Annotated in this window: 13 protein-coding genes; all 13 read right to left on the bottom strand. The window is 47.0% G+C overall.

Translation table 11 applies throughout. From position 1 onward, the window contains the following. Positions 1-74: 74 nt before the first annotated feature. The gene (locus tag skT53_RS05630; RefSeq protein ID WP_200760178.1) at positions 75-863 is read right to left on the bottom strand and encodes an ABC transporter permease; all 789 of its coding nucleotides are present in this window, start codon (positions 861-863) and stop codon (positions 75-77) included. 16 nt (positions 864-879) lie between these two features. Further along, on the bottom strand, positions 880-1,650 hold the full coding sequence (locus skT53_RS05635) for an ABC transporter permease (protein WP_200760179.1): 771 nt from the start codon (positions 1,648-1,650) through the stop codon (positions 880-882). 30 nt (positions 1,651-1,680) lie between these two features. After that, positions 1,681-2,448, bottom strand: coding sequence for an ABC transporter ATP-binding protein (locus skT53_RS05640; RefSeq protein WP_200760180.1), 768 nt, complete (start codon positions 2,446-2,448; stop codon positions 1,681-1,683). 85 nt (positions 2,449-2,533) lie between these two features. Further along, positions 2,534-3,589 (bottom strand): ABC transporter substrate-binding protein, encoded by a 1,056-nt coding sequence (locus skT53_RS05645; protein WP_200760181.1) that lies wholly within the window; start codon positions 3,587-3,589, stop codon positions 2,534-2,536. Positions 3,590-3,605: 16 nt separating this feature from the next. After that, complete coding sequence (locus tag skT53_RS05650; protein ID WP_200760182.1) at positions 3,606-4,469, bottom strand: isocitrate lyase/PEP mutase family protein; 864 nt, start codon at positions 4,467-4,469, stop codon at positions 3,606-3,608. Continuing rightward, a complete protein-coding gene (locus tag skT53_RS05655) occupies positions 4,466-4,975 on the bottom strand; it encodes a LeuD/DmdB family oxidoreductase small subunit (protein WP_200760183.1) in 510 nt (169 codons plus the stop codon). Before skT53_RS05655 ends, skT53_RS05650 begins: the two co-directional genes overlap by 4 nt. After that, positions 4,972-6,243, bottom strand: coding sequence for a 3-isopropylmalate dehydratase large subunit (locus skT53_RS05660; RefSeq protein WP_200760184.1), 1,272 nt, complete (start codon positions 6,241-6,243; stop codon positions 4,972-4,974). Before skT53_RS05660 ends, skT53_RS05655 begins: the two co-directional genes overlap by 4 nt. 175 nt (positions 6,244-6,418) lie before the next feature. Then, positions 6,419-8,353, bottom strand: a complete 1,935-nt coding sequence (locus tag skT53_RS05665; protein ID WP_200760185.1) for a sigma 54-interacting transcriptional regulator — start codon at positions 8,351-8,353, stop codon at positions 6,419-6,421. A gap of 106 nt (positions 8,354-8,459) precedes the next feature. Continuing rightward, positions 8,460-9,371 carry a response regulator gene (locus tag skT53_RS05670; protein WP_200760186.1) on the bottom strand — a complete coding sequence of 304 codons (912 nt, stop codon included), beginning with the start codon at positions 9,369-9,371 and terminating at the stop codon, positions 8,460-8,462. Further along, positions 9,346-10,698, bottom strand: coding sequence for an ATP-binding protein (locus skT53_RS05675; protein ID WP_226375348.1), 1,353 nt, complete (start codon positions 10,696-10,698; stop codon positions 9,346-9,348). Before skT53_RS05675 ends, skT53_RS05670 begins: the two co-directional genes overlap by 26 nt. Positions 10,699-10,772: 74 nt before the next feature. After that, positions 10,773-11,426: an amino acid ABC transporter permease gene (locus skT53_RS05680; protein WP_200760187.1), complete on the bottom strand. Its 654-nt coding sequence runs from the start codon at positions 11,424-11,426 to the stop codon at positions 10,773-10,775. A gap of 14 nt (positions 11,427-11,440) precedes the next feature. Further along, positions 11,441-12,094, bottom strand: a complete 654-nt coding sequence (locus skT53_RS05685) for an amino acid ABC transporter permease (RefSeq protein ID WP_200760188.1) — start codon at positions 12,092-12,094, stop codon at positions 11,441-11,443. A gap of 72 nt (positions 12,095-12,166) precedes the next feature. Next, positions 12,167-13,012, bottom strand: a complete 846-nt coding sequence (locus skT53_RS05690; protein ID WP_200760189.1) for a glutamate ABC transporter substrate-binding protein — start codon at positions 13,010-13,012, stop codon at positions 12,167-12,169. Positions 13,013-13,018: the final 6 nt, after the last annotated feature.

Here is a 13,018-nt window from a genome sequence, read left to right on the forward strand (position 1 = left end):
ACAATATACAGAAAAAATCCTCTCATGAGCGAGCGCTCGTTCGCTTTTTTTTTTTTTTTTTTAACAGGCAGGTATCACGATCGATCCTGCCCACGTGAATCTGCTTCTATCATTCGTTCCGTTTTGCCAATCTTTCGTTCCATTCTTTCCTGCCATAACAGAAATATAAAAGTGAAGAAGAAAGCCAAAAAAATGACGATCAAGAACAACGCCAGAATGGCTGACGTTTGATTCAGTGCCATGTAGTGCGTGAGGCGATACCCTAACCCCTTATAGGAAGCAAACATTTCAGACAATATCAGTCCCAGAAAACAGAGACTGAACCCCATCCGCAACCCGACAACCAACTGCGGAAGTATCGCCGGAATGATAATGTATCTAACCTTCTGGACAAAAGACATTTGGTAAGCTGTAGCCAATTTTAAATACGTTTTGGGAATCATCCGAGTTGCTTCCATACAGATGATACAAATCGGGAATATTCCGTGGAAAACAGAAAATGCGATTCGTCCTTCCACCGTCAGGCCAAACACTAACAGAAACACCGGGTATAAGGTAACTTTGGGAATTGAATAGAGCGCCAGCAGGATGGGGTGAATCGTCTGCGTCCAAAAAGAACTCAATCCAACAAAAAACCCGAAAATCGTTCCCATAACAGCACAAATCGCAAAAGAAACAAGCAGCGCAGTCAAAGTGATGCCGATATCGGTGAGCCATTCCCCGGCATTGTTAACTAGCGCAACAATACTTTGCCAAGGAGAAGCCATTGCCGGTTCTTTCACGAGCAAATACAGGGCTTCCCACAAAATAAACAACCCGACAGGGAGTGTATAACGGCCGACAGAATGCCAAGTGTTTGACACATCCAATCTCCTTCCCTCAATGTCCTTTCATATTTCGATTATAGAGTGCTGATTCGAAATAACCTAAAATCGTGTTAACAACTAGGATGATTGCAATCACAAGTAAAATACCTCCGTACATTCCCTTTAGATCAAAATTGTTGTAGGCAAACGCAATGCTGTGGCCCAATCCCCTTGTAGAAAGAATAAATTCAGTGGCGACTACTCCAATAATGGAATAGGCAAGGGCCAGTTTCAATCCTGTAAAAATGTAGGGCCAAGCCGCCGGGATGTAAACATGAAATAACATCTGGCGGAAGTTCAGATTTAAAGACTTTCCGACTTTTATAAAAACATTTTTTGTTTCCCGAAAACCGATAGCCGTGTTGGTGATAACAGTCACCACCGCAAATAAAAATCCAACGATTATGACCGGTAACGGCCCCGTGCCAAACAGGCTGATGAACACCGGGTAAATAGCAAAAACCGGTACGGCATAAAAAAGCATCAAGTAAGGCTGTACCGTGTGATAGAGAGAATCAGATCTCCACAACACAATCCCGAAAAGGATACCGATAACCGCGGCGGAAATAAAACTTGCCATTGCCTCACCAGCGGTAGGGATGATACTGTCGGAAACAAACTGTTGGGTCATCAACAGTTTTCCCATGGTGCGGATCATTTCAGTGAACGGAATAAACGTAAACGGATCCAAAATCCGCATGCGAACCAACACTTCAAATAAAAGCAACGGAAGCAAGACGATCAATATCCGAACCGTAATTCTTGTCAGCCTTTCATTCCGCATTCGGTTCCCCCCAACTTTACCTGTTTCAAATCACTTGGAAAGCAAAGACTTCTCCTCTAGATTGGACCATATTTTTTGCGTAATGAAAGCAAACTCATCAGTCGTCAAGGCGGATGCATCACGGGGTTTTGGCAATGTGCTTGGGATCACGGTTTTGATCTGACCAGGCCGTGCGGTGAGCACTACAATTCGATCTGACAATAAGGCTGCCTCCTGTATGCTGTGAGTGACAAGTACAACAGTGGCGTTCGTTTTATCCATAATATTCAAAAGTTCCCCGCCCAACAGGAGCCGCGTCTGTTCGTCAAGCGCTCCGAACGGTTCATCCATTACTACGATCTCTGGTTCTGTTACCAGTGTTCTGGCAATCGCCACACGTTGCCGCATGCCTCCCGACAGTTGATGCGGATAGGATTTTTCAAACCCCTCCAATCCCACCAGTTTAATCATTTCATGCGATTTTTCCCTGCGTTCCGCTTTTTTGACCCCCTGCATCTGCAGCCCAAACTCCACATTCTCCAAAACGGTTCGCCATGAAAAAGTAGATTCTTCTTGGAATACGATACCGATCTCTTGCAGCGGTCCTTTCACCTCCCTCCCTTTCACCTTGACACTGCCCGCAGTGGCGGAACGAAGCCCACTGAATATTTCCAACAGAGTCGTTTTCCCACATCCGCTCGGCCCTACAATTGAGATAAATTCTCCTTTCTCAACTTGCAAATTGATGTCTTGCAAAGCAATTACTTCCTTGTCGCCGCTTGTATATACCTTTGTCAGGTTTTGGACATCGAGGATCATCCAACACCATCCTCTCCTGTTCGAAAGTGGAAAAAACAGCCCACCATTCCATCCGGCACGATGGGCTCCTGGCAGAAAGCTTAGATCAGTTGCCTATTAATTTAGATGTGTCAATTTGCTGATCCTGCGGCAGAAATGTCTGGTTCATCAATTCTTTCCAATCAATTTTCGTTCCGGTTTTGAGCGTTCCCGTATACTGCATCCCTTTCAGAACGTTGTTCATACCATCAACGTCCACTTTAGTAGTCCAGTGGTTGAGTTTTACCAACCCCTTCACAGCTTCAATTGAAGCTGTTTCATCGATTTTCCCGTATTTCGCAAAAATCTTTCCTGCTTCTTCCGGATTTTGATAGATCCATTGATCCGCTTTTTGTATAGCGGTCAAAAACCGTTTGACCAGACTCGGGTTTTGTTGAATTAGTTGGGGACTCGTCACAATCACCGACTGCTCGAATTTCGGTACATAGTCGGATAAGCGGAAAAGGGTTTTGTAATCATTCTTTTTCGTTGAATACAATGGCTCCCCGATTACGGTCGCATCAACCCCGCCCTTTTCGAGCAGTGTCAATCCCTCATTTATTCCGCCTGAAGAGACAAATTCAAGCGATTTCGGATCGATGTTCGCTTTCTCAAAGATCAACCGGGATACGGCTTCTGTCGCTGACCCAGGACTGGTAAAAGCCCATTTGTGTCCCACTAAATCCTCCGCTTTCTGAAAAGGGGCATCCTTTCGAGTCACATAAAATGAATCACTAAACGTTTGCACAGAACCAGCCACAATCACAATGGGTGCGCCGGATAAAAACGACTGGGCGGCAGCTGAAGTCGCTACATCCCCAAATGGCAATTTGCCGGAGAGCACATTCCGAACCGTTGTTCCGCCGCCGCTGCCCGGCACGATACCACCAATTTCAATTTTCTCTTCTTTGAAAAAACCTTTATCAACAGCAACTTCATAAGGCAAACTGTACAACCCGGTTGGATAATGGGTAACGGTAATCTCAATTTTGTCAATTTTGTCACCCGATTTTTCAGACGAAGCTGGCTTTGATTCGCTTTGACCGCAACCGAAAACCAAAGCAGAAACCAGCATGAAAGATGCCAACATACTCAATTTTCTATTCCAAGAAATCCGGATCATTGACAAACTACCCCTCTCAATTTTCTTTATACCGGCTGCGCAGTTCATCCCATTCATCAGAACCGAACCGTCTGAACTTCTCGCGGATCGTAATATTTTTGCTAAATGTCGGGTGTGCATGCGTAGTCTTGATCTGTTCCAAAGCATCGTCGCAGGCTAATACGGTGGCAGCAAGCAAAACTCCTGGAAGAATCGCCAGCTTATATCCGAACTGCTCCGCCTCTTTCAGATTGATCTGAGGGGTTTTCCCGCCCTGTACCACGTTAAGCAGGCAGGGACCGTTCACCCGTTTGGGGATTTCTTTTATTTCCTCTATAGTTTGCGGTGCTTCCACAAACGCCATGTCCGCACCTGCTTCCAGAGCCGCATTTGCACGCTGCACAGCTTCCTCAAAACCGATCACTGCACGGGCGTCCGTCCGGGCAATAATTAGGAAATCTGGGTTGCGGCGCTCATGTGCTGCCGCCCGGATTTTGGAAATAAACTCCGGCATAGGAATTACTTCTTTATTGTCAAGATGACCACATTTCTTGGGGAACTCCTGGTCTTCAATATGAATCCCGGCCACATTTCTGCTTTCATACTCATGTACTGTACGAATCACGTTCAGTTCATTTCCATAACCGGTGTCCGCGTCTGCCACCAGAGGAATTTGTACGGCGGCTGCAATTCGTCCCGCATTTTCTACCATTTCTGTCATCGTTGCAAGTCCATAATCGGGAAAACCCAAACGGCTTGCCGAGGTACCCGCCCCGGTCATATATATGGCCTCAAAACCGGCCTGTTCAATCAGTCGGGCGGTTATACAGTCAAAAGCACCCGGCGCCAACAGCATTCCCTCTTTATTTAACAATTCACGCAATTTTTTCGCCCCGTTCATGCTAAATACCCCTCTCTTTTCAGTTGTTCGATAATGCCGCCCGCCTCAATAATCCCTAAAAGAAACTGGGGAACTTTCTGGCCGGTAATCAGTTTTTGCGTGTCTAGGTTCGTAACCGTTCCCTCATGAAAATGGATACGGAGTCTGTCTCCCTCGGTCACCAGTCCTGAAATGCCGGGACACTCCATGACAGGCAATGCGTAATTGACACAGTTCCGGTAGAACAATCCGTTAATCGAATCGGCTATCAGTCCGCCGATTCCCAATTTTTTTAACAGCATAGCGCCTGGACGACTGGAACCGGTTCCAAAATTTTTTCCGCCGACTAAAATATCACCCGGTTCAACCAGATCCACCCATCCAGGACGATTTGCCGAAAAAATCAGTTTGACCTGCTCTTCCACGGTCTTATTAAATGCTGTCTGCGGCATAATCAAATCCGTATTGATGTTGGGTTCGGAAAAAACCCATGTTCTGCCCTCAACAACCTTCTTGATTTCATTCATGCGGATACCACTCCTTCCAGATGCGGACGGGGATCGGTGATATATCCCTCAATCGCAGATGCCGCCACTGTCGCCGATGAGCCGATGTAGATTTTCGCTTCCGGACTTCCCATCCTTCCTTTAAAGTTACGTGTACTTGAAGTAATACATGTTTCTTCTGGCGCCAATACCCCCATATGCCCACCGTAACAAGCGCCGCAGGTGGAATTTGTCACTACAGCTCCCGCCTCCAGAAGAGTTTCCACATACCCTAATCGAACTGCCTCTTTGTATATTTTTTGCGAAGCGGGTGTGACAATTAACCGGACGCCTGGTGCGACTTTCTTACCTTTTACAATGCTGGCGGCAATCCGCAAATCCTCCAATTTTCCATTCGCACAGGAGCCTACAAACGCCTGTTGGATTTTCACTTTATCGGCAAGCGTGTCGACAGTGACCGTATTATTTGGCACAAAATCGGGTAATGCCACATACGGTTTCAGTTCTGAAAGATTGATCGTGTGAACGGCCGCATATTCTGCATCCGGATCGCTATCAGCCGGTTCAAACGGTTCATCGGTAACCGTTTTCAAATGATTGATGATCAGGTCATCTGCCGGAAATGTAGCAAATTCAGCGCTAATTTCGGCACACATGGTAGCCAATGTCGCTCGGTCGTCAATCGTCAGGCTGCTGATCCCTTCACCGGCAAATTCCACACTATACCCTTCCGCACTGCCGAACGTACCTGCGATATGCAGAAAAATGTCTTTGCCAAACACATTGTCAGGCTTCTTGCCCTCCACAACAAATTTAATGGTGGGCGCCACTTTGTACCAGGTTTTCCCGGTGCATATGATTTGTAAAATCTCCGCGAGGCCAACTCCTCTTGCCGCACAGTTAAACGCTCCTGACGCACAGGTATGAGAGTCGGTGCATGCCAAAATCTGTCCCGGCAATGCGAGGCCGTTTTCCAGTATCACCTGGTGGCAAATCCCGTGATTGCCCACGTCGAAAAACTTCTTGATGCCAAATTTTTCAACAAACTCCCTGGCTCTTTTGTGTCCCATTGCGTCAAGGACACTAGGGGACGGAACGGTGTGATCCAATACCACAGCAATACGATCCGGGTCTGCAATCCGAAACGGCATCATGTTCATTCCTTGAACTGCGAAAGCCAAATCCAACTGGATCACTTTATCCACTTCGCATACAACGATATCCCCCGGCTTAACCCGATCCACCCCAGCATGCCGGGCCAAAATTTTTTCAATCATGGTCATGCCCATACCTGGACTCCTCACTTCTCTTAAAGTTTCGTTTCTGCAAACGAACTGAAACCTAAGAGAAGCAAGAACTGTGCCAAGCGACTCCGGGCTCGGTTCCTCGCGCTCTGACACACATTATAAAAATAGGGTCAGTTTCAAAAGTGAAACATTCGTTTAAAAGCCTAAACGTTATGTTTCAAAAGTTCAATTTCCGCCAAAGAGTTGCACGGCTGATACCGAGATAACGGGCAGCTTCCGTTTTATTTCCGTTACATTTGGCCAAGACCTGATGAATCATTTCCCGTTCGTTCTGTTTTTTGAATTCTGTAAGGTTTGGATATTCGGTTTTATCGCTTTTGACGAGGGACACACCTTGTTGGGAATTGTCTGATGATGAAGTGAAAGTCAATTGACCTATAGACAGATCGTAGAAGATGATATCTGACAAGGACTGCTCTTCGGAGAACGATTCTCCCTGTTTGACCACAACCAAACGTTGAACCGTATTTTCCAGTTCCCTCACGTTCCCAGGCCAACCGTATTGTTGGACTCTGGGTAAAAGTTCGGACACAATCTCATCCGCCTGATCCGCAACGCCGTATTTTGCACACAGACTTTTAATCAAATGCGGAAGATCATCAGGGCGTTCACGCAACGGTGGAACTTTAAGATGTAAAACATTCAGCCGGTAATACAGGTCCTGTCTGAATTTGCCCTGCAAAACCATTGTATTTAAATCACGATTTGTCGCAGCTAGAATCCGAACATCGACCGGCATTAAATTGTGACCGCCGACCCGCCGGACCTGTTTTTCTTGTAATACACGAAGCAATCTTGACTGCAGTTCTAAGGAGAGTTCCCCTATTTCATCAAGATATAATGTTCCTTCGTGTGCCATTTCAAACAGGCCTGGTTTTCCTCCTTTTTTTGCGCCTGTAAAGGCGCCATCTTCATATCCGAACAGTTCGCTTTCCAGTAAATGCTCTGTAAACACGGCGCAATTTATGGCAACAAACGGTTTCCCTTTCCTCCCGCTGGCATTATGAATACTTTGCGCAAACAATTCCTTTCCTGTCCCTGATTCCCCTGTGATTAACACCGTGGAATCGTTTTGCGCATATAGTTTGGCCAGATGAATCGTTTTTCGCATTTCTTGCGATTGACCAATAATGTCGCAAAACTGATATCGTGCAAAATGACCACTGTCGTAGAGATTTTGCCTGATTGTACGCTCCGCTTTTTGGACAGTGGCAAAATCTTGGAACACAATCATACAGCCTGACGGGTTTTTATTCACAATGGTTGGAATATAATCGACCAAATACTGCTTACGGTGAATCGTTTCGATTTGTTGAGTATACGGTTCACCATGCGCAAGAGATTCGGCCAGTTTTGAAATTGGCCAAAACGATTTCATTTTTCTGCCGGTCAATTCAGACCGCTTCATATTGAGCATTTCTTCCGCTTTCGAGTTGACCAGTACACAAACCCCTTGCTTGTCTGTGGTAATAATCCCCATTCCCGAATGTTCGACAATCAGTCTAAATTGCTCGCGCTTTTCAATTTCCTCCCTTCGGCTGTGCGCCAATTGCAAGGCGTTATCCAACGCCTGAGAGATTGAATCTTTTGAGTATATGTAAATGGCCTTACCTCCCATTTCACTGACAAGATCACACATCAAGCTGGTACCGATAAAAGTTCGGTACCCGAATCGAAAGTACCGATCAATTTTTTCCCGGGCATCTTGTCTATCCATATAGCAATCGGACACAATTTTCATATCGACAAGTTCCGAATAGCAGCTTAAATTCTCAAACGGAGTTCCGTAACGCATGACCACAACCTGACGATCGATCCGCTTCGCTTCTGACATTGCGTTTAACAAATCAAAGCTCGTCACCTTAATCAAAACCACAGGAATGTTTAGATCCCCGAGAAAAGCGGCATGGCCCCAAGCAGTTACAATTACATCGATATTTTTTTCTTCCCGAATGGTCGCCAGAATCGGGCACAAATTACCAAACGTGGCTTCAAAGTACAAAACCGAATCATTCAACTTTTTTTCTTCAACCAACTCCCGAAAAATCGGCCCAGTCAACGGATGGCTAATAATCGCCAATTTTACATTCATCACGTCCCCTCCCATTTGACCAAATAGCGCAAAATTTATGCTGAAATTTCAGAATTTATAACCCACTACTCATCATACCCCTATTTTTGAATTTTTGCTACACTCGCTATTTCCCTCGCCTTGCCGCCTGTAATTCTTCATACAACCCAAACAAAAACTTGCGGATTTGGATGCGGCAGCTGCTGTTTTTTTCGCCCGCCTCGATTTCCAGCATACGTTGCCGAACTTCCTGAAAGTCGAACAAACGCGGTGCATAATGTTCAAAAATCGGATTGCCGTAATCAGCCAGACCAAGCGATGCCAAATGCCCCAACGCATGCAGTATGGCACGGCGTATCCTTTGTTCCATAGCCCGAATTTCTTTTTGCAAACGTTCCTCGTTCAAATCGCCTTCTGTACGCAGTACAACTGCCTGATAAAGCTCTTTCATGGACAGATTGACGGGAAACGGATCGCCCTGCCTGGCTGTTTCGTCCAAATAAACCAGCAAAAGCAGCAAATCCCTCGCCCCCGCTTCACCCGCAATACCCAATTGGGAAAAAACAGGCCCGATTGCCTGTTCAACCGGTTCATTGACTGTCAGAGACTGTTCGGGTGTCTCATCCAGTCGGGTCAACATTTTCCGGATAGTGGCAAGCGATTGTTCAAGCGCCATATGTTCTCTGACCCGGCGTATGACCGCAAGTACTTCCGAACGGTTGATCGGCTTATAGATAAACGTATCGACCCCTGCCTGATAGGCGGACGCCACCATTTGTTTGTTTTCCACTTGCGAAATCATCACGAAGCGTCCGCGAAACCCCTGTTTTTTCAGTTCCCGGATCGTTTCAATGCCGTCTCTGCCCGGCATCAATAAGTCGATCAGGATCAGGTCGGCTCCCTCCACGTTTTCCAGCTGCACATGTTCGCCATCCGCCGCTTGGCCAATCACCACAGCCAAATCGCTTTCCTGCAGAATACGTTCCAACATACGGCGAGTCGCAGCATCATCTTCAATCATGTATACTCGCAGCTTCATGAACGATCTCCTTCTCTCTTGTCAATAAATGGGATGTCGGAATCCGAACGCGAAAAACGGTTTTTGGCTGGCACTCCAAATCGATGGACCCGCCGAACGAATCGACCATATGCTTGACGTAACTAAGCCCGATTCCGGTCGAAGATTGTCCCTGAGTATCGTATTTGGTAGTGAAACCGGGCGCGAAAATCAACGCCCGGTCGGCTTCCTGAATGCCGGGGCCGTCATCCTCCACAATAAATTCCACGCTGCCGTCCCTAAGTCCCGTCTGCAGCCAAATATTGCCTGTTTCTTCGATAGCCTCCACCGCATTTGCCACCAGGTTGTTCAGAATGGATATCAGCCCATAGATCCTGCTGGTGGCCAGGTCCAAATCTGTATATACCGTAAAATGAATCTTTTTTCCCAGCATTTCCGCATATTGCTGATTGGCGCCGACCACCAGATTCACAACCGTTTGCAACGGCATGCGGGGCGCCAGCGTTTCCTGCTGGATAATTTTGGAGAGTCCCGCCAGAATCCGTTGACAATCTTTTTTCACCTCGTGCACTTTCTGGGCGACCGCCAACGCCATCTGGGATAACCGGCCGTCTTCTTTTGAAGTTGTATCACCGCGTAAAGTCGAATCGTCACGCGAGGGTGCCTCTCTTTGCATCAAACGACGGTACAATTCATATCCCTCGCGTGTAATGTCTTCAATATGAGACATTGATTTCTGCAGCCAAATTCCTTCTTCATAAAGATTGGTATTAATTAGAAGCAGCTCGTCCATCCGGTTCTGCTGCTCCTCCCCAATCGCTCGCAACTGCCGGATCATCAGCATATTGTAAAGACCCACGACAAAAAACGAACGAGGCACAGCAAACAATGTTAAAACAAGCAACGTATGAAACCCGAATCGGTATGGTTCACCGAACAAAACACGAACCAGCAGTTCACTGTAGTTACCCAGTAATTCGGCAAAAATACCGATTAATCCTGCCAGAACAGGAGCATCCAACCGCTTCCGCACATTCAGCAGCTGCAGGATGCAGGCAAACACAATATAGAAAACGACTGCCGGCAAATGCATCTGCACCAGTTCCTGCCAAGTACCGCCCGCCAGCAGTCCTGTCAAAACCATACGAAACAGGCCGACAAACGCGCCGACGATTAGACCCACAATGATCGGAGAAACAGAGGTAAACCAGATGATACCGAAGAAAAAAGCGGCTGTCCCGAGTGAAAAACGGAACGATCCGCCAGCAAGCGGATTCATTTTTAATTCGCCGAGAAAGATCGTGGCCAGACTAATCAACAGGATGATCCCGATCTGTTTTTTGGTCATGCTCGTCCTCCTCCCAAAACAAAAACCCTCCTTCTATCGTACATGAGAAGGAGGGTTTCCGGCAAAAGATTATGTCAGGTTGCCAACCGCTTTTCCAAACGCAACGCAAGCAGCGACAGCAGATAATTCAGCACAAAGTAGGTGAGCGCCACCAGGAGCAAAATTGGAATTACATACGTGATATTGCTGTTGTAAATAATTTGTCCGTTGTGCATCAGTTCCGGCAAAGCGATAATGACGGCCAGAGATGTGTCTTTAATGAGTGAGATAAACTGGCTCACTAAGGGCGGAATCATCCGTTTCAACGCTTGCGGCAGGATAATGTGCCAAAGCGTTTGCAAAGCAGTCAAACCAGACGATCTGGCCGCCTCAATCTGTCCCCGTTCAATCGAGTTTAGCCCGCTGCGGACAATCTCCGCAATCAACGCCGATTCAAAAATAGTCAAAGCCAGAATGGCCGCTGGTGTCACCGCCAATTTAATCTTGACTTCCGGCAGGGCAAAATACACAAAGAAAATAATCAGCAGCAAAGGAAGATTGCGAATCGTTTCGACAACGATCATCATCAGTTTGGATACGACTGGAATTCGCATATACCGCAGAACACCGATCAGCGTACCAATCAAAAACGAGAAAACAATGGAAAGGAAGGCTACTTCCAGCGTCACCAAAAAACCGCTGAACAGGAAGCGCAGATTGTCAAACTGGTAAGCTCCTGCGAAATCCACGTTGCTCCCCCTTTCTAGTAACTTTTCGCCAATCGCTTCTCAAGCGAATTGACGAACAAGCTGACAGGTATCGTAATCACCAGGTAAAATAATGCTACAAAAATATACACGTCAAACACTACGTAAGTTTTTGCAGAAATCAGGTCACCTTGATACATCAGATCCATTCCGGAAATCACGGCGAGAACGGACGAGTTTTTGACAAGGTTGAGAAATTGGTTGCCAATCGGCGGAATCACCAATTTGATCGCTTGCGGCAAAATGATATGGCGCATGGTCTGTGAGTAACTCAAGCCCGATGCTCTGCCGGCTTCCATCTGGCCGCGCGACACCGACTGAATGCCGGCCCGGATCGCTTCCGCAATGAAGGCCCCCGTATACACGGTCAATCCTAATGTTCCACTTACGAACGCACTGAGTTGAATTCCAATGGCGGAAAGACCGAAATAAAAGAAAAACACTTGAAGCAAAAAGGGAATGTTACGAACAAACTCTACAATCACATAAGATATCCCATTCAACGGCTTGAACGGGGCGATGCGCATGACGGCAAGCACCACTCCAACCAGGAAACTGCCTGCCAGCGCCAACAGACTGACTTCCAGCGTCGTGAAAAATCCGCTCAGAAACTCTCCTATGTGATTGACAAGAATGGAGAAATCAGGCAACTTTTCTCATCCTTTCCGGTGCTGTTAAAGCGGAAGGGACGGGCAGACTCCAGCCCATCCCCCCGAAAAACATTATTGCTGCGGCTTTTCTTTGAACCATTTTTCGTAAATTTTGTCATAGTCGCCACTGTCATGCAGCTTCTTCAACACTTTGTTGACTTCATCGACCATTTCCTTATCGCCCTTGCGCACCGCAATTCCGTACGGTTCATCGGTAAACAGGCCGCCCACCAGTTTGAAGTTCGGGTCTTGCTGCTGCATGCCGAGCAGGATCGCGTTGTCAGTGGTCAGCGCATCGCCTTTTCCGGATTTCAGCGCGGTGAATGCTTCCGCATAGTTTTCATATTCGGTTACATTGGCTTTCGGCGCTTTTGCCCGAATGTTGTTGGTTGATGTGGAACCTTTTACAGCGATCACCGTTTTGCCGTCAAGATCCTGAATGCCTTTGATCGGAGAGTCTTTTTTGACCAGCAAAGATTGTCCCGCTTTGAAGTACACATCGGAGAAATCGACTTCTTTTTTACGGTCTTCGGTGATCGTCATGGTAGCCACAATCATATCGATATCGCCGTTTTTCAACATCGGAATGCGCGTTTTGGAGGTAACCTCTTTCAGTTCGATTTTGTTCGGGTCACCCAGAATGTCTTTCGCAACTTCCCGCGCAATATCAATGTCAAACCCTTTCACCTGGTTATCCTGCGGATCTTTCAGTCCGAACAGGTTGGTGTCGTATTTCACCCCTGCGACCAATTTGCCGCGATCCTTAATCGCTTGCAGGGTGCCTTTTGCCGCGTTTTGACCGCTGCCGGAAGGCGCCGACTGGTTCGACTGGTTTTGGCCGCCGCCGCAGCCAACCGTGACAGCACCCAGGAACGCGGTTGCGACACCGATGCTGAGTACTTTTTGCCATTTTTTCATTTGACT

This window comes from Effusibacillus dendaii, from assembly GCF_015097055.1.
GTDB classification, from domain to species: domain Bacteria; phylum Bacillota; class Bacilli; order Tumebacillales; family Effusibacillaceae; genus Effusibacillus; species Effusibacillus dendaii.

Bases quoted from the DNA above. Each gene is read 5' to 3' on its own strand.
- skT53_RS05635 (WP_200760179.1), bottom strand. From the start codon at position 1,650: ATGCGGAATGAAAGGCTGACAAGAATTACGGTTCGGATATTGATCGTC.
- skT53_RS05640 (WP_200760180.1), bottom strand. From the start codon at position 2,448: ATGATCCTCGATGTCCAAAACCTGACAAAGGTATATACAAGCGGCGAC.
- skT53_RS05645 (WP_200760181.1), bottom strand. From the start codon at position 3,589: ATGATCCGGATTTCTTGGAATAGAAAATTGAGTATGTTGGCATCTTTC.
- skT53_RS05650 (WP_200760182.1), bottom strand. From the start codon at position 4,469: ATGAACGGGGCGAAAAAATTGCGTGAATTGTTAAATAAAGAGGGAATG.
- skT53_RS05655 (WP_200760183.1), bottom strand. From the start codon at position 4,975: ATGAATGAAATCAAGAAGGTTGTTGAGGGCAGAACATGGGTTTTTTCC.
- skT53_RS05660 (WP_200760184.1), bottom strand. From the start codon at position 6,243: ATGGGCATGACCATGATTGAAAAAATTTTGGCCCGGCATGCTGGGGTG.
- skT53_RS05665 (WP_200760185.1), bottom strand. From the start codon at position 8,353: ATGAATGTAAAATTGGCGATTATTAGCCATCCGTTGACTGGGCCGATT.
- skT53_RS05670 (WP_200760186.1), bottom strand. From the start codon at position 9,371: ATGAAGCTGCGAGTATACATGATTGAAGATGATGCTGCGACTCGCCGT.
- skT53_RS05675 (WP_226375348.1), bottom strand. From the start codon at position 10,698: ATGACCAAAAAACAGATCGGGATCATCCTGTTGATTAGTCTGGCCACG.
- skT53_RS05690 (WP_200760189.1), bottom strand. From the start codon at position 13,012: ATGAAAAAATGGCAAAAAGTACTCAGCATCGGTGTCGCAACCGCGTTC.